The sequence below is a fragment of the Actinosynnema mirum DSM 43827 genome (assembly GCF_000023245.1).
GTDB lineage: Bacteria > Actinomycetota > Actinomycetes > Mycobacteriales > Pseudonocardiaceae > Actinosynnema > Actinosynnema mirum.
The window spans coordinates 7,743,222-7,764,619 of the sequence record NC_013093.1 but is presented as its reverse complement, the minus strand read 5'-3'; the positions used below and the strand labels follow the sequence as shown (position 1 = coordinate 7,764,619).

Sequence of the window (21,398 nt, the reverse complement as noted above, 5' to 3'; positions counted from 1 at the left end):
TCCCGACCGGCGGTTTTCCCCCGCCCGTACCGCCCGCGTCCGCTTCGGACGCCGACCCCCGCGTCGTTCCCGCAGGTCACGGCCGTCACGTCCGGTAAACGCGCGGTGCGCCACGAGGGTGATCGTCGCGTGGCATCTTGACTGCGAGCGTCGTCCGGGTCACTCTGTCGGTGAGCACGAGAAAGGTCCTTCCAGGTGCCTCTCGACAGCCTGCGCGCGCGCAGCTAGACTGCCCCTTTGCGCTGCCCTCTTTCCGTTTGCCCTTCGCCGAGAGCTGGATTGCCGGGCATCGCCGCACCCTTGACAGCCGTGCTAGTTCCGCTGACTAGCCAGCTACCTGTCCCTGGAAGGACGCATCTTGGCGATCTCTCGCGCGACCAAGGCCACTGCTGCGACCAACTCCACGTCGGGGATCCCTGGAGCGCCGAAGCGGGTTTCGTTTGCGAAGATCCACGAGCCGCTCCAGACGCCCAACCTGCTCGACCTCCAGATCCAGTCGTTCGAGTGGCTCACCGGCGACGAGGCGTGGTTCCAGCGCCGAGTCGACGAGGGCGACGAGGCGCCGACGGGCGGCCTCGAAGAGGTCCTGAACGAGATCTCCCCCATCGAGGACTTCTCCGGCTCGATGTCCCTGTCCTTCTCCGATCCGCGCTTCGACGAGGTCAAGGCCTCGACCGAGGAGTGCAAGGACAAGGACATGACGTACGCGGCCCCGCTGTTCGTCACCGCGGAGTTCACCAACCACACCACTGGCGAGATCAAGAGCCAGACGGTGTTCATGGGTGACTTCCCGATGATGACGGACAAGGGCACGTTCATCATCAACGGCACCGAGCGGGTCGTCGTGTCCCAGCTCGTCCGTTCCCCCGGCGTCTACTACGACACCGCGATCGACAAGACGACCGACAAGGACGTCTTCTCGGTCAAGATCATCCCTTCCAGGGGCGCGTGGCTGGAGTTCGACGTCGACAAGCGCGACACCGTGGGTGTCCGCATCGACCGCAAGCGCCGCCAGCCGGTCACCGTGCTGCTCAAGGCCCTCGGCTGGAGCACCGAGCAGATCCGCGAGCGCTTCTCCTTCAGCGAGACGCTGCTGACGACCCTGGAGAAGGACCACACGGCGGGCACCGACGAGGCCCTGCTCGACATCTACCGCAAGCTGCGCCCCGGCGAGCCCCCGACGAAGGAGTCCGCCCAGGCCCTGCTGGAGACGCTCTTCTTCAAGGAGAAGCGCTACGACCTCGCCAAGGTCGGCCGGTACAAGGTCAACAAGAAGCTGGGCCTGGACACCCCGATCAGCACCGGCGTGCTGACCGAGGACGACATCGTCACGACGATCGAGTACCTGGTCCGCCTGCACGCCGGTGAGACCAGCATGCAGCCGGGCGAGACCGAGGTGCCGGTCGAGGTCGACGACATCGACCACTTCGGCAACCGCCGCCTGCGCACCGTCGGCGAGCTGATCCAGAACCAGATCCGGGTCGGCCTCTCCCGCATGGAGCGCGTCGTGCGCGAGCGCATGACGACCCAGGACGTCGAGGCGATCACGCCGCAGACCCTGATCAACATCCGTCCCGTCGTGGCGGCGATCAAGGAGTTCTTCGGCACGTCCCAGCTCTCGCAGTTCATGGACCAGACCAACCCGCTGGCCGGTCTGACCCACAAGCGCCGCCTCTCGGCGCTGGGCCCCGGTGGTCTGTCGCGCGAGCGCGCCGGCATGGAGGTCCGCGACGTCCACCCGTCGCACTACGGCCGCATGTGCCCCATCGAGACCCCTGAAGGCCCGAACATCGGCCTGATCGGCTCGCTGTCCTCCTACGGGCGGGTCAACCCGTTCGGCTTCATCGAGACGCCGTACCGCAAGGTCGTCGACGGCCGGGTCACCGACCAGATCGACTACCTGACCGCGGACGAGGAGGACCGGTACGTCAAGGCCCAGGCGAACGCCAGGATCGACGGGGAGGGCAACTTCCTCGAGGGCAAGGTCCTGGTCCGCAAGAAGGGCGGCGAGGTCGAGATGATCGACCCGCGCGACGTCGACTACATGGACGTCTCGCCCCGCCAGATGGTCTCGGCCGCGACGGCGATGATCCCCTTCCTGGAGCACGACGACGCGAACCGCGCCCTGATGGGCGCGAACATGCAGCGCCAGGCGGTGCCGCTGCTGCGCAGCGAGTCCCCGCTGGTCGGCACCGGCATGGAGCTGCGCGCCGCGGTCGACGCCGGTGACGTCGTGGTGGCCAAGAAGACCGGCGTGGTGGAGGAGATCTCCGCCGACTACGTCACGGTCATGGCCGACGACGGCTCCCGCCAGACCTACGGGATGCACAAGTTCCGCCGCTCGAACCAGGGCACCTGCATCAACCAGAAGCCCATCGTGAACGAGGGCGACCAGGTGAAGGTGGGCCAGGTCCTCGCGGACGGCCCGTGCACCGAGAACGGCGAGATGGCCCTGGGCAAGAACCTGCTCGTGGCGATCATGCCGTGGGAGGGCCACAACTACGAGGACGCGATCATCCTGTCGCAGCGCCTCGTGCAGGACGACGTCCTGACCTCGATCCACATCGAGGAGCACGAGATCGACGCCCGCGACACCAAGCTGGGCGCCGAGGAGATCACGCGGGACATCCCGAACGTCTCCGAGGAGGTCCTGGCCGACCTGGACGAGCGCGGCATCATCCGCATCGGCGCCGAGGTCCAGCCGGGCGACATCCTCGTCGGCAAGGTCACGCCCAAGGGCGAGACCGAGCTGACCCCCGAGGAGCGGCTGCTCCGCGCGATCTTCGGCGAGAAGGCGCGCGAGGTCCGCGACACCTCGCTCAAGGTGCCGCACGGCGAGTACGGCAAGGTCATCGGCATCCGCGTGTTCAGCCGCGAGGACGACGACGAGCTGCCCCCCGGCGTGAACGAGCTGGTCCGCGTGTACGTGGCCCAGAAGCGCAAGATCCAGGACGGCGACAAGCTCGCCGGCCGCCACGGCAACAAGGGCGTCATCGGCAAGATCCTCCCCGTCGAGGACATGCCCTTCCTGGAGGACGGCACCCCGGTCGACATCGTGCTGAACACGCACGGCGTCCCGCGTCGTATGAACATCGGCCAGGTCCTGGAGACCCACCTCGGGTGGATCGCCAAGCAGGGCTGGAGCATCAACGGCGACCCGGACTGGGCGAAGAACCTGCCCGCCGACCTCTACGAGGTCGACCCCGGCACCAAGACCGCCACGCCCGTCTTCGACGGCGCGCGCGAGGAGGAGATCACGGGCCTGCTGGGCTCGACGGTCCCGAACCGCGACGGCGAGCGCATGGTCAAGGAGAACGGCAAGGCGCAGCTCTTCGACGGGCGCAGCGGCGAGCCGTACCCCTTCCCCGTGTCGGTCGGCTACATGTACATCCTGAAGCTGCTGCACCTGGTGGACGACAAGATCCACGCGCGTTCCACCGGCCCGTACTCGATGATCACGCAGCAGCCGCTGGGTGGTAAGGCGCAGTTCGGTGGTCAGCGCTTCGGTGAGATGGAGTGCTGGGCGATGCAGGCGTACGGCGCCGCCTACACCCTGCAGGAGCTGCTCACCATCAAGTCCGACGACGTGCTCGGCCGCGTGAAGGTCTACGAGGCCATCGTCAAGGGCGAGAACATCCCGGAGCCGGGCATCCCGGAGTCCTTCAAGGTGCTGCTCAAGGAGCTCCAGTCGCTGTGCCTCAACGTCGAGGTGCTGTCCTCGGACGGCGCCGCGATCGAGATGCGCGACGGCGACGACGAAGACCTGGAGCGCGCGGCCGCGAACCTCGGCATCAACCTGTCGCGGTCCGAGTCGCCGTCCGTGGACGACGTCGTCAACTGACCCGCCGGAACCGAGGTGGGCGCCCCTACCGGCGCCCCCTCGGTCCCCCCAAGCTCCTGAGCCAGCCCTCCAGCCCTGCTTTCGGGGCAACCGATCCAAAAGGGGAAGAGAGTAGACGTGCTCGACGTCAACTTCTTCGATGAGCTCCGCATCGGTCTCGCCACCGCGGACGACATCCGCCAGTGGTCCTTCGGCGAGGTCAAGAAGCCCGAGACCATCAACTACCGCACGCTCAAGCCGGAGAAGGACGGCTTGTTCTGCGAGAAGATCTTCGGTCCCACCAGGGACTGGGAGTGCTACTGCGGCAAGTACAAGCGCGTGCGCTTCAAGGGCATCATCTGCGAGCGCTGCGGCGTCGAGGTGACCCGCGCCAAGGTGCGCCGCGAGCGCATGGGCCACATCGAACTGGCCGCGCCGGTCACCCACATCTGGTACTTCAAGGGCGTCCCCAGCCGGTTGGGCTACCTGCTCGACCTGGCCCCCAAGGACCTCGAGAAGATCATCTACTTCGCGGCCTACGTCATCGTGGGCGTCAACGCGGAGCTGCGCCACACCGACCAGCCCACGCTCGACAGCGAGATGCAGGTCGAGCGCAAGCGCGTCGAGAACCGCCGCGACGCGGACGTCGAGGCCCGCGCGCAGAAGCTGGAAGCCGACCTGGCCGAGCTGGAGGCCGAGGGCGCCAAGTCCGACGTCCGCCGCAAGGTCAAGGAGGGCGGCGAGCGCGAGATGCGCCAGCTCCGCGACCGCGCCCAGCGCGAGCTGGACCGGCTCGACGAGATCTGGAGCACGTTCGTCAAGCTGGAGCGCGCCCAGCTCATCGCCGACGAGCAGCTCTACCGCGAGCTGTACGACCGGTACGGCGACTACTTCACCGGCGCCATGGGCGCCGAGGCCATCCAGAAGCTGCTCGGCGACTACGACGTGGACGCCGAGGCCGAGGTGCTGCGCGAGACCATCCGCAGCGGCAAGGGCCAGAAGAAGCTCCGCGCCCTCAAGCGCCTCAAGGTCGTCGCCGCGTTCCAGGCGACCCGCAACAACCCGCAGGGCATGGTCCTGGACTGCGTCCCGGTCATCCCGCCGGACCTGCGCCCCATGGTGCAGCTCGACGGTGGCCGCTTCGCGACCTCCGACCTGAACGACCTGTACCGCCGCGTCATCAACCGCAACAACCGCCTCAAGCGACTGATCGACCTCGGCGCGCCCGAGATCATCGTCAACAACGAGAAGCGGATGCTGCAGGAGGCCGTCGACGCGCTGTTCGACAACGGCCGTCGCGGCCGTCCGGTGACCGGTCCGGGCAACCGCCCGCTCAAGTCGCTGTCCGACCTGCTCAAGGGCAAGCAGGGCCGGTTCCGCCAGAACCTGCTCGGCAAGCGCGTCGACTACTCCGGCCGCTCGGTCATCGTCGTCGGCCCGCAGCTCAAGCTGCACCAGTGCGGTCTGCCCAAGCAGATGGCGCTGGAGCTGTTCAAGCCGTTCGTGATGAAGCGCCTGGTGGACCTGAACCACGCGCAGAACATCAAGTCGGCCAAGCGCATGGTCGAGCGCGCCCGCCCCGCCGTGTGGGACGTCCTCGAAGAGGTCATCACCGAGCACCCGGTGCTGCTCAACCGCGCGCCCACGCTGCACCGCCTCGGCATCCAGGCCTTCGAGCCGCAGCTGGTCGAGGGCAAGGCCATCCAGCTCCACCCGCTCGTCTGCGAGGCGTTCAACGCCGACTTCGACGGCGACCAGATGGCCGTCCACCTGCCGCTGTCCGCCGAGGCCCAGGCCGAGGCGCGCGTGCTGATGCTGTCGTCGAACAACATCCTCTCGCCCGCGTCCGGCAAGCCGCTGGCCATGCCGCGACTGGACATGGTGACGGGTCTGTACCACCTGACCTGGCACAAGGAGGACGACCTCGGCGAGGGCCAGGCGTACTCCTCGCCCGCCGAGGCGCAGATGGCGTTCGACCGCAAGGCGCTGGGCCTGCAGGCGATGTGCAAGATCCGCATCACCGACAAGAACCCGCCGCGCGGCCAGGAGCCCGAGGGCTGGGAGCCCGGTCAGCCGTGGCTGGCCGAGACCACCCTCGGCCGGGTGCTGTTCAACGAGGTCCTGCCGCAGGACTACCCGTTCCTGAACGAGGTCATGCCCAAGAAGCGGCAGGCCACGGTCATCAACGACCTCGCCGAGCGGTACCCGATGGTCACCGTCGCCCGGACGCTGGACAAGCTGAAGGACGCCGGCTTCCACTGGGCCACCCGCTCCGGCGTGACCGTCGCGATCTCCGACGTGCTCGTCCCCGAGGCCAAGCAGGGCATCCTCGACGAGTACGAGAAGCTCGCGGACGCGGTGGAGAAGCGCTACCAGCGCGGTCAGCTGTCCTACACCGAGCGCAACAACGAGCTCGTCAAGGTGTGGACCAAGGCGACCGAGGACGTCGCCCAGGTCATGGAGGACAACTTCCCCGAGGACAACTCGATCCGCAAGATCGTGAAGTCCGGCGCGGCGGGCAACATGACCCAGGTCCGCTCCCTCGCGGGTATGCGCGGCCTGGTCACGAACCCGAAGGGCGAGTACATCCCGCGCCCGATCAAGAACTCATTCCGCGAGGGCTTGTCGGTCCTGGAGTACTTCATCGCCACGCACGGCGCCCGCAAGGGTCTGGCCGACACCGCGCTCCGCACGGCGGACTCGGGCTACCTGACCCGTCGTCTGGTGGACGTCTCGCAGGACGTCATCATCCGCGAGATCGACTGCGGCACCACGCGCGGCGTGGGCATGACCGTGGGCGAGGTCCTGAGCGACCGCGTCGGCCTGCACGAGTTCGCGCAGACCAGCGTGTACGCCCGGACCCTGGCCGAGGACATCACCGACAAGGACGGCAACCTCGTCCTCAACCGCGGTGACGACCTGGGCGACCCGGCGCTCCAGACCCTGGTGACCAACAACGTCGTCCGGGTGAAGGTCCGCTCCGTGCTGACCTGCGAGTCCGCGGTCGGCGTGTGCGCGTCCTGCTACGGCCGCTCGATGGCCACCGGCCAGCTGGTCGACGTCGGCGAGGCCGTCGGCATCGTCGCCGCCCAGTCGATCGGTGAGCCCGGCACCCAGCTGACGATGCGCACCTTCCACCAGGGTGGTGTGGCCGGTGACGACATCACCACCGGTCTGCCGCGTGTCCAGGAGCTGTTCGAGGCCCGCGTCCCGAAGGGCAAGGCGCCCATCGCCGACGTCGACGGCCGCGTGCGGATCGAGGACGGCGACCGCTTCTGGAAGATCACCCTCATCCCGGACGACGGGTCCGAGGAGATCCTCTTCGAGAAGCTCTCGAAGCGTCAGCGCCTGGCCAACACGGCCACCGGCCCGCTGCAGGACGGCGACCACGTGAGCGTCGGCCAGCAGCTGCTGGAGGGCACGCCCGACCCGCACGAGGTCCTGCGGGTCATGGGTCCGCGCGAGGCCCAGCTGCACCTGGTGCAGGAGGTCCAGAAGGTCTACCGCGCCCAGGGCGTGGCGATCCACGACAAGCACATCGAGGTCATCGTCCGGCAGATGCTGCGCCGGGTCACGATCATCGACTCGGGTGCGACGGAGTTCCTGCCGGGCTCGCTGGTCGAGCGCGCGGACTTCGAGTCGGGCAACCGCCAGGTCGTGGCCGAGGGCGGCGAGCCCGCCGCCGGTCGCCCGGTCCTGATGGGCATCACGAAGGCGTCGCTGGCCACGGACTCGTGGCTGTCGGCGGCCTCCTTCCAGGAGACGACGCGCGTCCTGACCGACGCCGCCATCAACGGGCGGTCGGACAAGCTGATCGGCCTGAAGGAGAACGTGATCATCGGTAAGCTGATCCCGGCCGGCACCGGCATCAACCGGTACCGGAACATCCAGGTCCAGCCGACCGAGGAGGCGCGCGCCGCCGCGTACGCCATCCCGAGCTACGACGACGGCTACTACACGCCGGACGTGTTCGGGACCGGCACGGGCGCCGCGGTTCCGCTGGACGACTACGACTTCGGTCGCGACTACCGCTGACCGCAGCTCTGGTTGTGGGAAGGCCCTCGGCGTTTCGCCGGGGGCCTTCTCCCTTTGTCGGGGGTTCTTGAGCTCTTGAGGTCCCCGGTCGGGGGAAAAGCAGATCGGCGGCGTCCCTGCGCGGGGCGCCGCCGATCTCGTTCAGCTTCGGTGAAGGTCCGGGCGATCTGCTGGTCCGGTGACGGCCAGCCCCCTCGGTCCCCCTGCGTGGTTCACCCCCGCGTGGTCACCGCCCCCTAGCGGTCACGAGGAGTAGAACAGGCCGGACAGGCCGCGGTGCTTGCGGTGGCCGTAGTGGCCGCCGTAGTGCGGCTGGCCCCAGACGGGCGGCGGTTGCTGCACGTAGTGGACCTGCGCGGGTGCGGGCGCGGCGGCGGGAGGGGGCGGCGGCGGGGTGGCCATCTGCTTCTCCAGCCGGGTGATCGCCTCCAGCTCGCCGTAGTCGAGGAAGACGCCCCGGCAGCCGTCGCACTGCTCGATGTGCACGCCCATCCGGTCATAAGTGCGCATCTGCGCATGGCACTTGGGACACTGCATCACTGCTACCTCCTGTTGCGCCCGGTGACCGCGATATTAGCCGCGGCGCGGTCCCCGGTGGGCCGAGACGATCCGGTCGCAGGTCGCGACCAGGGCTTCCTGCGCGGGTTCCAGCGGCACGCCGTCGCGGACCGACGCGCTCAGCGCCCGTGCCGCCATCTGCACAACGAGCGCGCGGGCGGGCGCCTCCAGCGCGGCCCACGGGTCGGCGGGGTCGACGGCCGGCCCGCCCGCGTCGAGGTAGGCGGTGAGCAGCCGGTCCCACTCGCGCCCGTCGAGCACCCCGGCGAGCAGCAGCGCGGCGGGCCGGGCGAGGTCCCAGGCGGGGTGGCCCCAGCCGAGGTCGTCGAGGTCGATCAGCCGCCAGGCGCCGTCGTGGCGCAGCAGCTGCCCGAGGTGCCAGTCGCCGTGGATGAGCGCGGACCCGCGCGGCGGGTCGGGCAGCGTGCCGAACGCGCCCCGCACGACGTCCGCGCCGGGTGCCCCCGAGGGCGTCTCCCGCACGGCCCGCACCATCCGGCTCCAGGCCCCCGCCTCGGGCGTGCCGGGCGGCACGGGCGCCAGGTGCAGCTCGGCCAGCAACCGCCCGGCGTCCACCAGCGGGAACGCCTCGGGCGCGGACTGCGGCACGGCCTCCCCGAAGGGCCACCGCGTCACCACCCGCCCCAGCACCTCGACCGGCGGCCCGAGCGGCGCGAGCAGCACCCCGCCGAGCCCGCGGGCGACCTCCAGCCGGGCCCCGAGCGCCGAGCCGTCCGTGCCGCGCTCGTGCGCCTTGAGCACGACGTCCCCGACCCGCACGACCACGACGTCCCCGCGCACCGCGACGACCTCGACCGCGCCGGAGCCCGCGCCGGACCCGCCCTCGGCCCCGGCGAGCGCGCCCATCGCGTTGATCAACCCGTCCACGACGTCAGTGAACCACCCGTCAGGCGCCCGACGGGGGCGGCGGGCCGTCCCCCGGCGGGCTGCGGCGGCAGCTCGACCGTCTCCCGCAGCGCGGCCGTGCAGCTGTAGAAGAACCCGATCAGGTAGGTCGCCGCGTCACCGGGGTTGTCGAACGCGGTGTAGAACCGCCGCTGCCCCTGGTAGTCCCAGTACCCGACGAACTCGTCGCACTGGTCGTTGACCAGCTCCCCGGACAGCTGCGCGGCGAAGCCCGTCTCCTGGGACCCGGTCTGGCAGGAGATGAGGCGGATCGGCTTCTCGCCGCCCCAGTCGCCCGAGGTCCTGATGATCGACGCGAGCTGCCGCGGGGACAGCGTGGTCTCGCCCAGCCGCACCGCGTTGCTGCCCTGGCCGTGGACGTCCACGGTGCAGCCGCTCGGGTCGGTGGCCACCCTGGCCGCGGAGTTGTGGTGGTTCGTGAAGTTGCTGCCGTGCGGCGCCAAGCCCGACTGGGTGAACTCGACGTCGCGCCAGTAGTGCTCCGGCCCTTCGGGAGCGGCACCCGCGTGTTCAGCCGCCGGATGGCCTCCCGCTCCTCGGCGAGCGACCTGGGCGGCGCGGGCGGTGCGTCCTGGGGCGGCGCCCGGTGCGGGGCGGGCGGTGTGTCCGGCGTGGTCCTCGGGACGTCGGAACCGGGGTGTTGCGGTGTGGGGCGCTGCTGACCGGGGTTGGTCCAGCTGCCTGGGCGGCTCGGCGTGCCGAGGCTGCCCATGGCCCTGCGCGGGTGGCTGCTGCCGGGCGCCGGGGTGCTGGGCCTGGCCGTTCGGCGCGGGGAACGGCCGCTGCGGCGACGGGCTCGGGGCGTGCGGCACCCCCTGTTGCGAGAGGCCCTGCTGGGCGAACCCCGGCTGCTGGGCAGGCCCTGACTGCGACGTCGGCTGGAACCTGCCGTCCGAGGGGTGGTGGTCGCCGGGCGTGCGCTGGGGCGCGCCGAAGTTCGACGGGCTGCCCTGCTGGGTGGTCGTGCCCTGCTGGGCCGCCGTCGGGGGCTGCTGGGGGCGGGCGCGGGGGTGTTCGGGGTGTGCGCGGGCTGGGGGAACTGCGACGGGAACTGCTGGGGCGCCGCCTGGTTCGACTGCCTCGGCGTGGGCTCCTGGGAGGACTGCGGCGCGTGGGCGGGTTCCGCCGGGGTGGTCGTCGCGTACGACGTCGACGTCGACGTCGCGTCCTGCGCGTGCCCGAGCGGCTGCGGGTCGGGTGGGTTGCCCTGGCCGCCGCCGTCGCGAGGTGCGCTCACCGGCGTCGGCGCTGGCCGCGCGTCCAAGTCCGGCCTGGTCTGCGGGGCGCTGGTCGGGGAACCGCCCAGGTCCAGGGCGCCCCCGAGGGCCGGCGACCCGCCCGGGTCTCCCGCCGAGCCACCGCGCGAGCCGCCGTCGAAGTGGGTCTTCGCGCCCCCGACCGCGCCTCCTGGGCCGCCGCTCGCCGCGCTCTGCAGCAGGTCGTCGAACGTCACGCCCTCGCCCGTGACGACCGCCTCCGCGACCGTCGCCGCCACGCCCGTGACCGCCTCCTCGGCCGCTTCGCGCGCCGCGTTCCGGGCCAGGCCCCCGGTCGCGCTGCCGAGGAGCTTGTCCCCGCCCGCGCCGACCAGCGCGCCCGTCGCCCTCCGGCCACTCGCCCGCCGCCAGCCAGGCGACCTGCTCCAGCCAGCCGGGGATCTCGATGCCCACGTCAGTCGTCCGCCCGGCCCGTGCGCGCCCGGATCTCGTCGTCCAGCCAGCGCATCGACTCCGCCTGCTCGGTCAGGCCGTCCGCGATGGAGGCCATCGCGCCCGCGGCCTTCCGCATCACGTCCTGCGCCTTGCCCACGTTCGGCTCGTAGGTCTTCGCGAACTGCTGCCCGGACTCGTCCCCGCCCCAGCACGCGCCCTCGGCCGCCGGCGCCGAGGTGAGCGCGGCGATCCGCTCGCCGAAGTCCTCGCCGACGGCGCCGAGCCTCCTGGCGGCGGCGACCGCCTCCACCCTGAGCTGCACCTGCCCGCCGGTCACCAGCCGTCACCCCTGTTCATGATCGAGTTCCCGCCGAAGTCCTCGTCCTCGTCCGACGGCGCGGGCCTGCGCGGGGCGGGCCTCGTGAGGCGCTGCGGGGGCTGGCCGTGCGGGGGCCGCACGGCGGGCGGCTCGGCCAGCGGGGCCATCGCGCCGCTCACCTGCTCGCGGACCGACCCCGCGCGACCGGACAGGGCGGCGACGGCGGCCTGCGCGTCCTTCAACGCCTCCGCGCGCTGCTCCACCTCGCGCATGACGCTGTCGAGGGTGTCGCGCAGCTGGGCGTTCCGGGCGGCCAGCGCGTCGTTGTCGCCCCAGTCGGGCATGGCGGCGTCAGGGCCTTCCGGTAACGCCTGGACTGTCCGAAGTGGCCGTCCGAAAGCGGTCGGGAGGGTGCGGCCGGTCACGTCGTCCTGCTCCCCGCGCACCCCCGTCCGGGCGGGCGATCGCGTGGCGCCCACCCCCGTCTGCGCGAGGGTGACCGCCGACCGTGCGCAGGTCCCGTCGCACGGTCCGGCGAACCCCGCGCCACCGGTGGCCACGCGGCGCTGAACTGCGCCGGGAAACCCGGATGCGGATCTCCCGAACCGGTGGTTGAATCGTCCTGACGGGTGAATGACTGCGGGATCCGCCCCCCGGGCAGGGCCGTTTTGACCGGTGCTGACCGTGCGGAGTATCTTTGGTACTCGTGCCCGACCCATGTCGGGCCGCTCCGCGTGCCTACGCGCCAGTTGTTCTGGAAGGCGGGTCGCGGTGTCCTCCACACGCAGGGGCGTCCTGGGACGTGGCCTGCGGACCTGTGGTGAGGCGGTTCAACCCCCGCTCGGCCATGCCGGTGGGGTGCGACACGCCCGACCTCGGGTGCAGAGAGGGACCAGGTAACAGCGCTCGCCGCCCCGGCGGCGGGCACGTGAACGGAAGAAGCAGCCAGGCGTATGCCAACGATCCAGCAGCTGGTCCGCAAGGGCCGGCAGGACAAGGTCGCCAAGCAGAAGACGGCGGCCCTCAAGGGCAGCCCGCAGCGGCGCGGTGTGTGCACCCGCGTCTACACGACCACGCCCAAGAAGCCGAACTCGGCTCTGCGCAAGGTCGCCCGTGTTCGCCTGACCAGCGGCATCGAGGTCACCGCGTACATCCCCGGTGAGGGCCACAACCTGCAGGAGCACTCGATGGTGCTCGTGCGCGGCGGTCGTGTGAAGGACCTCCCCGGCGTCCGCTACAAGATCATTCGCGGTTCGCTCGACACCCAGGGCGTCAAGAACCGCAAGCAGGCTCGCAGCCGCTACGGCGCGAAGAAGGAGAAGAGCTGATGCCCCGCAAGGGACCGGCCCCGAAGCGGCCGCTGATCTCCGACCCGGTCTACAGCTCTCCGCTGGTGACCCAGCTCATCAACAAGGTGCTGGTCGACGGCAAGCGCTCCGTGGCCGAGCGGATCGTGTATGGCGCCCTCGAGGGCGCCCGCGAGAAGACCGGCACCGACCCGGTCGTCACGCTGAAGCGCGCGCTCGACAACGTCAAGCCCGCCCTGGAGGTCAAGAGCCGCCGCGTCGGTGGTGCGACCTACCAGGTCCCCATCGAGGTCAAGCCGGGTCGTTCGACCACGCTCGCCCTGCGCTGGCTGATCATCTTCTCCCGGCAGCGCCGTGAGAAGACCATGATCGAGCGCCTGATGAACGAGCTGCTCGACGCGAGCAACGGCCTGGGCGCGAGCGTCAAGCGCCGCGAGGACACCCACAAGATGGCCGAGTCGAACAAGGCCTTCGCCCACTACCGCTGGTGACGCGACGCCCGGCCGGGGAGACCCGGCCGGGCCGCTCCCGGCCCTAGTGAGCCTGCTACCAGCTAGCTCAAGACAGGGGAAACACCCGTGGCACAGGACGTGCTCACTGATCTGGCCAAGGTCCGGAACATCGGCATCATGGCCCACATCGACGCGGGCAAGACCACGACGACCGAGCGGATCCTGTTCTACACCGGGATCAGCTACAAGATCGGCGAGGTTCACGACGGCGCGGCCGTGATGGACTGGATGGAGCAGGAGCAGGAGCGCGGCATCACGATCACGTCGGCCGCGACGACCTGCTTCTGGAAGGACCACCAGATCAACCTGATCGACACGCCGGGCCACGTCGACTTCACGGTCGAGGTGGAGCGCAACCTCCGCGTGCTGGACGGCGCCGTCGCGGTGTTCGACGGCAAGGAGGGCGTCGAGCCCCAGTCCGAGCAGGTGTGGCGGCAGGCCTCGAAGTACGACGTTCCCCGCATCTGCTTCGTCAACAAGATGGACAAGCTGGGCGCGGACTTCTACTTCACCATCAGGACCATCAGCGAGCGGCTGGGCGCCAAGCCCCTGCCGCTGCAGCTGCCGATCGGCTCCGAGAGCGACTTCATCGGCGTCGTCGACCTGATCAACATGCGCGCCCTCACCTGGCGCGGCGAGGTCCAGAAGGGCGAGGACTACGCCGTCGAGGAGATCCCCGCGGATCTGCTGGAGCGCGCGAAGGAGTACCGCGAGCAGCTGGTCGAGGCCGTGGCCGAGACCGACGACGCCCTGATGGAGCTGTACCTCGGGGGCGAGGAGCTGTCCGTCGAGCAGATCAAGACGGGCATCCGCCAGATCGTCAAGGAGGGCACCGCGTACCCGGTGCTCTGCGGCTCGGCGTTCAAGAACAAGGGCGTCCAGCCCATGCTCGACGCCGTGATCGACTACCTGCCGTCGCCGCTCGACCTCCCGCCGGTCGAGGGCACGCTGCGGGACGGCGAGACCGTGGTCACGCGCAAGCCCTCCACGGACGAGCCGTTCGCCGCGCTGGCGTTCAAGATCGCCGCGCACCCCTTCTTCGGCAAGCTGACCTACATCCGGGTGTACTCGGGTCAGGTCGCCTCCGGGTCCCAGGTCATCAACTCGACCAAGGACCGCAAGGAGCGCATCGGGAAGATCTTCCAGATGCACGCCAACAAGGAGAACCCGGTCACCGACGCCATGGCGGGGCACATCTACGCCGTGATCGGTCTGAAGGACACCACGACCGGTGAGACCCTGTCGGACGCGCAGAACCCGATCGTCCTCGAGTCCATGACCTTCCCCGAGCCGGTCATCGAAGTGGCCATCGAGCCCAAGACGAAGGCCGACCAGGAGAAGCTGGGCACCGCGATCCAGAAGCTCGCCGAGGAGGACCCGACCTTCCGGGTCAAGCTCGACGAGGAGACCGGCCAGACCATCATCGCCGGCATGGGCGAGCTCCACCTGGACATCCTGGTGGACCGCATGCGCCGCGAGTACAAGGTCGAGGCCAACATCGGCAAGCCCCAGGTGGCGTACCGGGAGACCATCCGCCGCAAGGTGGAGAAGTACTCCTACACCCACAAGAAGCAGACCGGTGGCTCCGGCCAGTTCGCGAAGGTCCTCATCGACCTGGAGCCGCTGGAGAAGAAGGAAGACGGCGCGCTCTACGAGTTCGTCAACGCCGTCTCCGGTGGTCGCATCCCGAGGGAGTACATCCCCTCGGTCGACGCGGGCGCGCAGGACGCCATGCAGTACGGCGTGCTGGCGGGCTACCCGCTGGTCGGCGTGAAGCTGACCCTGACGGACGGCGCCTACCACGAGGTCGACTCGTCGGAGATGGCGTTCAAGATCGCCGGTTCGATGGCCCTCAAGGAAGCGGCTCGCCAGGCGAGCCCCGCGATCCTCGAGCCCCTGATGGCTGTCGAGGTCACCACGCCCGAGGAGTACATGGGCGACGTGATCGGCGACCTCAACTCCCGCCGCGGCCAGATCCAGGCCATGGAGGAGCGCAGCGGAACCCGCGTCGTCAAGGCGCTCGTGCCGCTGTCGGAGATGTTCGGGTACGTCGGCGACCTGCGGTCCAAGACCCAGGGCCGGGCGAACTACTCGATGACGTTCGACTCCTACGCAGAGGTTCCCGCGAACGTCTCGAAGGAGATCATCGCAAAGGCGACGGGCGAGTAACCCAAACCGGAGCACCGCAGCACCACGCGGGCTCTCCGGGGGTTCAGTCCCTGGGGTCCGCAAAACCCTGACGTGACGCCCGGCGGGTCGAACCACACCCGCCGGGTAAAGCAATAGAAGTCCAGGAGGACAATCCAGTGGCGAAGGCGAAGTTCGAGCGGACGAAGCCGCACGTCAACATCGGCACCATCGGTCACATCGACCATGGCAAGACGACGCTGACCGCTGCCATCTCCAAGGTCCTGCACGACAAGTACCCGGACCTGAACCCCTTCACGCCGTTCGACCAGATCGACAAGGCGCCGGAGGAGAAGCAGCGCGGCATCACGATCTCGATCGCGCACATCGAGTACCAGACCGACAAGCGCCACTACGCGCACGTCGACTGCCCCGGTCACGCGGACTACATCAAGAACATGATCACGGGTGCGGCGCAGATGGACGGCGCCATCCTGGTCGTGGCCGCGACCGACGGCCCGATGCCGCAGACCAAGGAGCACGTGCTCCTGGCCCGCCAGGTCGGTGTGCCCTACATCGTGGTGGCCCTGAACAAGGCCGACATGGTGGACGACGAGGAGATCCTGGAGCTCGTCGAGCTCGAGGTCCGCGAGCTGCTCTCCGAGTACGAGTTCCCCGGTGACGACCTGCCGGTCGTCCGCGTCTCCGCGCTGAAGGCGCTGGAGGGCGACGCCGAGTGGGGCGAGAAGCTCATCGGCCTCATGGACGCCGTGGACGAGAGCATCCCGGAGCCCCCGCGCGACATCGAGCGCCCGTTCCTGATGCCGGTCGAGGACGTCTTCACGATCACCGGTCGTGGCACGGTCGTCACCGGTCGCATCGAGCGCGGCATCATCCAGGTGAACTCCGAGATCGAGATCGTCGGCATCAAGGACACCTCGAAGAAGACCACGGTCACCTCGATCGAGATGTTCAAGAAGTTCCTCGACGAGGGCCGCGCGGGCGACAACGCCGCGCTGCTGCTCCGCGGCATCAAGCGCGAGGACGTCGAGCGCGGCATGGTGATCGTGAAGCCCGGCACCACGACCCCGCACACCGAGTTCGACGCGCAGGTCTACATCCTGTCGAAGGACGAGGGCGGTCGCCACACGCCGTTCTTCAACAACTACCGCCCGCAGTTCTACTTCCGCACCACCGACGTGACCGGCGTCGTGACCCTCCCCGAGGGCACCGAGATGGTCATGCCGGGCGACAACACCACCATGTCCGTGAAGCTGATCCAGCCGATCGCCATGGACGAGGGCCTGCGGTTCGCCATCCGCGAGGGTGGCCGCACCGTCGGTGCGGGCTCGGTCACCAAGATCATCAAGTGACCTCGCGCTAACTGAAACACCCCCGGATTTGGCTTGCGCACGAGAGTGTGCAACTATTGACGGGTTGCTCGTCGGGGCGGCCGGTTCAGAACCATGGACCTGGCCGCCCCGTCACGAGCGGGGTAAGATCGTTGAAGTTGTGTTGGGCACAAAATCCCACAGGTTTCATCAGTGGGACCGGTTTATGGCCGGGAGGGCGACACGCCCGACCGCGTGGACCGGGCACCGTGACACCGCTCGGTGTCAGTCCTGAATAGGGGGCGGAGCGCGCCGGAGGTCCCGTGACCTCGCGAAAGGTGCCCGCACCGCGGCGGTACTAGAAGCAGAGGAACGGCAAGCCACTATGGCGGGACAGAAGATCCGCATCCGGCTCAAGGCCTACGACCACGAGGCGATCGACGCGTCCGCGCGCAAGATCGTCGAGACCGTGACGCGCACCGGCGCTCGGGTCGTCGGGCCTGTGCCGCTGCCCACTGAGAAGAACGTTTACTGCGTCATCCGCTCGCCGCACAAGTACAAGGACTCGCGCGAGCACTTCGAGATGCGCACGCACAAGCGTCTGATCGACATCCTCGACCCGACGCCGAAGACGGTGGACGCGCTCATGCGCATCGACCTGCCGGCGAGCGTCGACGTCAACATTCAGTAAGCGTGGACGCGGCAGTGTTGATCCCATTTGGGGCGGAGAGTAACGAGACCCATGTCTGACAGGCAGGTTAAGGGCCTCCTGGGCACCAAGCTCGGCATGACTCAGGTCTTCGACGAGAACAACCGGGTCGTCCCGGTGACCGTCGTCAAGGCCGAGCCGAACGTGGTCACCCAGGTTCGGACCCAGGAGAACGACGGCTACTCGGCCGTGCAGCTGGCCTTCGGCGCGATCGACCCGCGCAAGGTCATCAAGCCCGTTGCGGGCCACTTCGCCAAGGCGGGCGTCACGCCCCGCCGCCACCTGGCGGAGCTGCGCACCACGGACGCCTCCGAGTACCAGGTCGGCCAGGAGATCACCGCTGAGGTGTTCGAGGCCGGCGCGGTTGTCGACGTTGTCGGCACCAGCAGGGGCAAGGGCTACGCCGGTGTCATGAAGCGCCACGGCTTCGCCGGCCTGGGCGCCAGCCACGGCACCCAGCGCAAGCACCGCTCGCCCGGTTCGATCGGCGGCTGCGCCACGCCCGGCCGCGTGTTCAAGGGCCTCCGCATGGCGGGCCGCATGGGCCACGCCCGCGTGACGACCCAGAACCTCAAGGTCTTCCGGGTGGACGCCGAGTCCGGCCTGCTGCTCATCAAGGGCGCCGTTCCCGGCCCCAAGGGCGGCACCGTGTTCGTCAAGACCGCTGCGAAGGGTGGTGCCTGATCATGACGACGTCCGTTGAGGTCCGCACCCCGGACGGCAAGACCGACGGCAGCGTCGAGCTGCCCGGCGCCGTGTTCGACGCGCAGGCCAACATCTCCCTGCTGCACCAGGTCGTCGTGGCCCAGCAGGCCGCCGCGCGCCAGGGCACGCACAAGGTGAAGACCCGCGCCGAGGTCTCCGGTGGCGGCAAGAAGCCGTACCGGCAGAAGGGCACCGGCCGCGCCCGTCAGGGCTCGACCCGCGCGCCCCAGTTCGCCGGTGGTGGCGTCGTGCACGGTCCCGTGCCGCGCGACTACTCGCAGCGCACCCCCAAGAAGATGAAGGCCGCCGCCCTGCGCGGTGCCCTGTCCGACCGGGCCCGCGCGAACCAGGTCCACGTGGTGACCGGTTTCGTGGAGGGTGACAAGCCCTCCACCAAGACCGCCCGCAAGGTCCTGGAGTCGGTGAGCACCGCCCGCCGCATCCTGGTCGTGCTGCTGCGCGACGAGGACGTGTCGTGGGTGAGCCTGCGCAACCTGACGCACGTGCACGTCATCGCGCCCGACCAGCTCAACACGTACGACGTGCTGGTCAACGACGACGTGGTGTTCAGCAAGAGCGCCCTGGACGTGTTCCTCGCGAGCAAGTCCCAGCAGGGCAAGGGCTCGGCCGAGGCGGTCGCCGGTTCGTCCGAGGTGGCACAGGAGGACGAGAAGTGATCCCCGACCACAGGGACATCCTGCTCGCGCCGGTGATCTCCGAGAAGTCCTACGGGCTCCTCGAGGAGAACAAGTACACCTTCCTGGTGTCCCCCGGCTCGAACAAGACCCAGATCAAGATTGCCGTGGAGAAGGTCTTCGGCGTCAAGGTCGTCAGCGTCAACACGATCAACCGTCAGGGCAAGCGCAAGCGCACCAAGACGGGCTACGGCAAGCGCAAGGACACCAAGCGCGCCATCGTGACGCTGTCCGCCGAGAGCAAGCCGATCGAGATCTTCGGCGGCCCGGCCGCCTGATGACGACGAGGACTGCGTAGAGATGGGCATTCGCAAGTACAAGCCGACGACCCCCGGTCGTCGCGGTGCGAGCGTCTCCGACTTCGCCGAGATCACTCGGTCGACGCCGGAGAAGTCGCTGGTCCGCCCGCTGCACGGCCGTGGTGGCCGCAACGCTTCGGGCAAGATCACGACGCGGCACAAGGGCGGCGGCCACAAGCGGGCCTACCGCCTGATCGACTTCCGCCGCACGGACAAGGACGGCATCCCGGCCAAGGTCGCTCACATCGAGTACGACCCCAACCGCACCGCCCGGATCGCGCTGCTGCACTACGTCGACGGCGAGAAGCGCTACATCATCGCCCCGGCCAAGCTGCACCAGGGCGACGTGATCGAGAACGGCCCCAAGGCCGACATCAAGCCGGGCAACAACCTGCCGCTCCGGAACATCCCGGTCGGCACCGTTGTCCACGCGATCGAGCTGCGCCCCGGTGGCGGCGCCAAGATCGCGCGTTCCGCGGGTGCGAGCGTCCAGCTCGTCGCCAAGGACGGCCCGTACGCCCAGCTGCGGATGCCCTCGGGCGAGATCCGCAACGTGGACGTGCGCTGCCGCGCCACGATCGGCGAGGTCGGCAACGCGGAGCACCAGAACATCAACTGGGGCAAGGCCGGCCGCATGCGGTGGAAGGGCAAGAAGCCCACCGTCCGCGGTGTCGCCATGAACCCGGTCGACCACCCCCACGGTGGTGGTGAGGGCAAGACCTCCGGTGGTCGCCACCCGGTCAACCCGGCTGGTAAGCCCGAAGGCCGTACCCGCCGCCGCAAGGCAAGCGACAGGCTCATCGTCCGGCGTCGTCGCACCGGTAAGAAGCGCTGAGCAGGGAGGGAGTGAAGGATGCCTCGCAGCCTGAAGAAGGGCCCCTTCGTGGACGACCACCTGCTCAAGAAGGTGGACGTCCTCAACGAGTCGGGTAAGAAGACCGTCATCAAGACCTGGTCCCGCCGGTCGACGATCATCCCCGACATGCTGGGCCACACGATCGCGGTGCACGACGGCCGCAAGCACGTGCCGGTGTTCGTGACGGAGGCGATGGTCGGGCACAAGCTCGGCGAGTTCGCCCCGACCCGCACGTTCAAGGGTCACATCAAGGACGACCGGAAGTCGCGCCGCCGCTAGGCGTCGAACTAGGAAAAGAGCAAGGGGAAGCAGCGATGAACGCCCGTAACGAAGCCGAAGCGCCGGAGCACCCGCGCGCCGTGGCTCGGGCTCGCTACGTCCGCGACACGCCCATGAAGGTGCGTCGCGTCGTCGAGCTCATCAGGGGTCGTAGCGCCAGCGAGGCCCTGGCCGTGCTCCAGTTCGCGCCGCAGGCGGCATCTGAGCCGGTCCGCAAGGTGCTCGCGAGCGCCGTGGCCAACGCCGAGAACAACCTGTCCCTGGACCCCGACACCCTCTGGGTGTCGAAGGTCTACGTGGACGAGGGCCCGACCCTCAAGCGATTCCGCCCGCGCGCCCAGGGCCGTGCGTACCGGATTCGCAAGCGGACGAGCCACATCACCGTCGAGGTGGAGAGCCGTCCCAAGAAGACCAGCGCGAAGGGAAGTGCTCGGTAGTGGGTCAGAAGATCAACCCGCACGGCTTCCGGCTGGGGATCACCACCGACTGGAAGTCCCGCTGGTACGCCGACAAGCAGTACGCCGAGTACGTGGCCGAGGATGTCAAGATCCGCAAGCTGCTCTCGCGCGGCATGGAGCGTGCCGGCATCTCCAAGGTGGAGATCGAGCGCACCCGTGACCGGGTCCGCGTCGACATCCACACCGCCCGGCCGGGCATCGTCATCGGCCGTCGCGGCGCGGAGGCCGACCGCATCCGCGGTGAGCTGGAGAAGCTCACCAAGAAGCAGGTGCAGCTCAACATCCTCGAGGTGAAGAACCCCGAGTCGGACGCGCAGCTCGTGGCGCAGGGCGTCGCCGAGCAGCTGTCCAACCGCGTCGCCTTCCGCCGCGCGATGCGCAAGGCCATCCAGTCGGCCATGCGCTCCTCGCAGGTGAAGGGCATCCGCGTGCAGTGCGGCGGTCGCCTCGGCGGCGCCGAGATGTCCCGCTCGGAGCACTACCGCGACGGCCGCGTGCCGCTGCACACGCTCCGCGCCGACATCGACTACGGCTTCTTCGAGGCCCGCACCACGTTCGGTCGCATCGGCGTCAAGGTGTGGATCTACAAGGGCGACGTGGTCGGTGGCATCAGCGCCAAGCGCGAGCGCGACGCGGCCCCCTCGGCCGAGCGCGCGCCCCGGCGCGACCGCGGTGACCGCCCGAACCGGGCCCGTCGCTCCGGTGCCAGCGGCACCACCGCGACGAGCACCGAGGCCGGTCGTGCCGCTGCTGACGCACAGGCCAGCGACAAGCCGGCCGCGACCGAAGAGAAGACGGAGGGCTGAGTC

Annotated in this window: 20 protein-coding genes; 15 read left to right on the top strand and 5 right to left on the bottom strand. The window is 69.3% G+C overall.

What is annotated here, in order from left to right; genetic code table 11:
* The first annotated feature begins 358 nt into the window (after nt 1–358).
* On the top strand, nt 359–3,841 hold the full coding sequence (gene rpoB / locus AMIR_RS32820) for a DNA-directed RNA polymerase subunit beta (protein WP_015805302.1): 3,483 nt from the start codon (nt 359–361) through the stop codon (nt 3,839–3,841).
* 117 nt (nt 3,842–3,958) lie between these two features.
* Entirely contained in the window at nt 3,959–7,855 is a 3,897-nt protein-coding gene (locus tag AMIR_RS32815; RefSeq protein ID WP_015805301.1) for a DNA-directed RNA polymerase subunit beta', read from the top strand.
* Nucleotides 7,856–8,098: 243 nt separating this feature from the next.
* Here the strand turns inward: AMIR_RS32815 and AMIR_RS32810 are convergent, their stop codons facing one another.
* The 3 genes from AMIR_RS32810 to AMIR_RS38540 are packed head-to-tail and all read right to left on the bottom strand — an operon-like array spanning nt 8,099 to nt 9,783.
* Nucleotides 8,099–8,392 (bottom strand): TFIIB-type zinc ribbon-containing protein, encoded by a 294-nt coding sequence (locus tag AMIR_RS32810; protein ID WP_015805300.1) that lies wholly within the window; start codon nt 8,390–8,392, stop codon nt 8,099–8,101.
* 36 nt (nt 8,393–8,428) lie between these two features.
* Nucleotides 8,429–9,301, bottom strand: coding sequence for a phosphotransferase family protein (locus AMIR_RS32805; protein ID WP_015805299.1), 873 nt, complete (start codon nt 9,299–9,301; stop codon nt 8,429–8,431).
* Nucleotides 9,289–9,783: a hypothetical protein gene (locus AMIR_RS38540; protein ID WP_041837181.1), complete on the bottom strand. Its 495-nt coding sequence runs from the start codon at nt 9,781–9,783 to the stop codon at nt 9,289–9,291. The genes AMIR_RS32805 and AMIR_RS38540 overlap by 13 nt, the downstream gene beginning before the upstream one ends.
* A gap of 225 nt (nt 9,784–10,008) precedes the next feature.
* On the opposite strand from AMIR_RS38540, the gene AMIR_RS39820 reads away from it, so the two are divergent.
* A complete protein-coding gene (locus AMIR_RS39820) occupies nt 10,009–10,206 on the top strand; it encodes a hypothetical protein (RefSeq protein ID WP_143760990.1) in 198 nt (65 codons plus the stop codon).
* Between the two features lie 805 nt (nt 10,207–11,011).
* On the opposite strand, the gene AMIR_RS36470 is transcribed toward AMIR_RS39820, so the two are convergent.
* Both AMIR_RS36470 and AMIR_RS32790 read right to left on the bottom strand, forming a co-directional pair.
* The gene (locus AMIR_RS36470; RefSeq protein ID WP_049797021.1) at nt 11,012–11,329 is read right to left on the bottom strand and encodes a hypothetical protein; all 318 of its coding nucleotides are present in this window, start codon (nt 11,327–11,329) and stop codon (nt 11,012–11,014) included.
* Nucleotides 11,326–11,655 carry a hypothetical protein gene (locus AMIR_RS32790; RefSeq protein WP_015805296.1) on the bottom strand — a complete coding sequence of 110 codons (330 nt, stop codon included), beginning with the start codon at nt 11,653–11,655 and terminating at the stop codon, nt 11,326–11,328. Before AMIR_RS32790 ends, AMIR_RS36470 begins: the two co-directional genes overlap by 4 nt.
* A gap of 609 nt (nt 11,656–12,264) precedes the next feature.
* Here AMIR_RS32790 and rpsL point away from each other — a divergent pair.
* From rpsL to rpsC, 12 genes are all read left to right on the top strand, one after another.
* Nucleotides 12,265–12,639: a 30S ribosomal protein S12 gene (gene rpsL / locus AMIR_RS32785; RefSeq protein ID WP_015805295.1), complete on the top strand. Its 375-nt coding sequence runs from the start codon at nt 12,265–12,267 to the stop codon at nt 12,637–12,639.
* Nucleotides 12,639–13,109, top strand: coding sequence for a 30S ribosomal protein S7 (rpsG, locus tag AMIR_RS32780; RefSeq protein WP_015805294.1), 471 nt, complete (start codon nt 12,639–12,641; stop codon nt 13,107–13,109). Before rpsL ends, rpsG begins: the two co-directional genes overlap by 1 nt.
* Nucleotides 13,110–13,196: 87 nt before the next feature.
* Complete coding sequence (gene fusA / locus AMIR_RS32775; RefSeq protein ID WP_015805293.1) at nt 13,197–15,299, top strand: elongation factor G; 2,103 nt, start codon at nt 13,197–13,199, stop codon at nt 15,297–15,299.
* A 137-nt stretch (nt 15,300–15,436) separates the two neighbouring features.
* Nucleotides 15,437–16,630 (top strand): elongation factor Tu, encoded by a 1,194-nt coding sequence (gene tuf, locus AMIR_RS32770; protein ID WP_015805292.1) that lies wholly within the window; start codon nt 15,437–15,439, stop codon nt 16,628–16,630.
* Between the two features lie 343 nt (nt 16,631–16,973).
* Nucleotides 16,974–17,279 carry a 30S ribosomal protein S10 gene (rpsJ, locus tag AMIR_RS32765; protein WP_003938093.1) on the top strand — a complete coding sequence of 102 codons (306 nt, stop codon included), beginning with the start codon at nt 16,974–16,976 and terminating at the stop codon, nt 17,277–17,279.
* Nucleotides 17,280–17,330: 51 nt separating this feature from the next.
* Nucleotides 17,331–17,981 (top strand): 50S ribosomal protein L3, encoded by a 651-nt coding sequence (rplC, locus tag AMIR_RS32760; RefSeq protein ID WP_015805291.1) that lies wholly within the window; start codon nt 17,331–17,333, stop codon nt 17,979–17,981.
* A gap of 2 nt (nt 17,982–17,983) precedes the next feature.
* Nucleotides 17,984–18,679 (top strand): 50S ribosomal protein L4, encoded by a 696-nt coding sequence (rplD, locus tag AMIR_RS32755; RefSeq protein ID WP_015805290.1) that lies wholly within the window; start codon nt 17,984–17,986, stop codon nt 18,677–18,679.
* Nucleotides 18,676–18,975: a 50S ribosomal protein L23 gene (rplW, locus tag AMIR_RS32750; protein WP_015805289.1), complete on the top strand. Its 300-nt coding sequence runs from the start codon at nt 18,676–18,678 to the stop codon at nt 18,973–18,975. Before rplD ends, rplW begins: the two co-directional genes overlap by 4 nt.
* Nucleotides 18,976–18,997: 22 nt before the next feature.
* The gene (rplB, locus tag AMIR_RS32745; protein WP_015805288.1) at nt 18,998–19,831 is read left to right on the top strand and encodes a 50S ribosomal protein L2; all 834 of its coding nucleotides are present in this window, start codon (nt 18,998–19,000) and stop codon (nt 19,829–19,831) included.
* 18 nt (nt 19,832–19,849) lie between these two features.
* Nucleotides 19,850–20,131 (top strand): 30S ribosomal protein S19, encoded by a 282-nt coding sequence (rpsS, locus tag AMIR_RS32740; protein ID WP_015105260.1) that lies wholly within the window; start codon nt 19,850–19,852, stop codon nt 20,129–20,131.
* Nucleotides 20,132–20,166: 35 nt separating this feature from the next.
* Nucleotides 20,167–20,568: a 50S ribosomal protein L22 gene (gene rplV, locus AMIR_RS32735; protein WP_015805287.1), complete on the top strand. Its 402-nt coding sequence runs from the start codon at nt 20,167–20,169 to the stop codon at nt 20,566–20,568.
* On the top strand, nt 20,568–21,395 hold the full coding sequence (gene rpsC, locus AMIR_RS32730; RefSeq protein WP_015805286.1) for a 30S ribosomal protein S3: 828 nt from the start codon (nt 20,568–20,570) through the stop codon (nt 21,393–21,395). Before rplV ends, rpsC begins: the two co-directional genes overlap by 1 nt.
* The last annotated feature ends 3 nt before the right edge of the window (nt 21,396–21,398 follow it).

Coding starts and splice junctions, on each gene's coding strand:
- AMIR_RS32810 (WP_015805300.1), bottom strand. CDS start 8,392: ATGCAGTGTCCCAAGTGCCATGCGCAGATGCGCACTTATGACCGGATG.
- AMIR_RS32790 (WP_015805296.1), bottom strand. CDS start 11,655: ATGCCCGACTGGGGCGACAACGACGCGCTGGCCGCCCGGAACGCCCAG.
- rpsL (WP_015805295.1), top strand. CDS start 12,265: ATGCCAACGATCCAGCAGCTGGTCCGCAAGGGCCGGCAGGACAAGGTC.
- rpsG (WP_015805294.1), top strand. CDS start 12,639: ATGCCCCGCAAGGGACCGGCCCCGAAGCGGCCGCTGATCTCCGACCCG.
- rpsJ (WP_003938093.1), top strand. CDS start 16,974: ATGGCGGGACAGAAGATCCGCATCCGGCTCAAGGCCTACGACCACGAG.
- rplC (WP_015805291.1), top strand. CDS start 17,331: ATGTCTGACAGGCAGGTTAAGGGCCTCCTGGGCACCAAGCTCGGCATG.
- rplD (WP_015805290.1), top strand. CDS start 17,984: ATGACGACGTCCGTTGAGGTCCGCACCCCGGACGGCAAGACCGACGGC.
- rplB (WP_015805288.1), top strand. CDS start 18,998: ATGGGCATTCGCAAGTACAAGCCGACGACCCCCGGTCGTCGCGGTGCG.
- rpsS (WP_015105260.1), top strand. CDS start 19,850: ATGCCTCGCAGCCTGAAGAAGGGCCCCTTCGTGGACGACCACCTGCTC.
- rplV (WP_015805287.1), top strand. CDS start 20,167: ATGAACGCCCGTAACGAAGCCGAAGCGCCGGAGCACCCGCGCGCCGTG.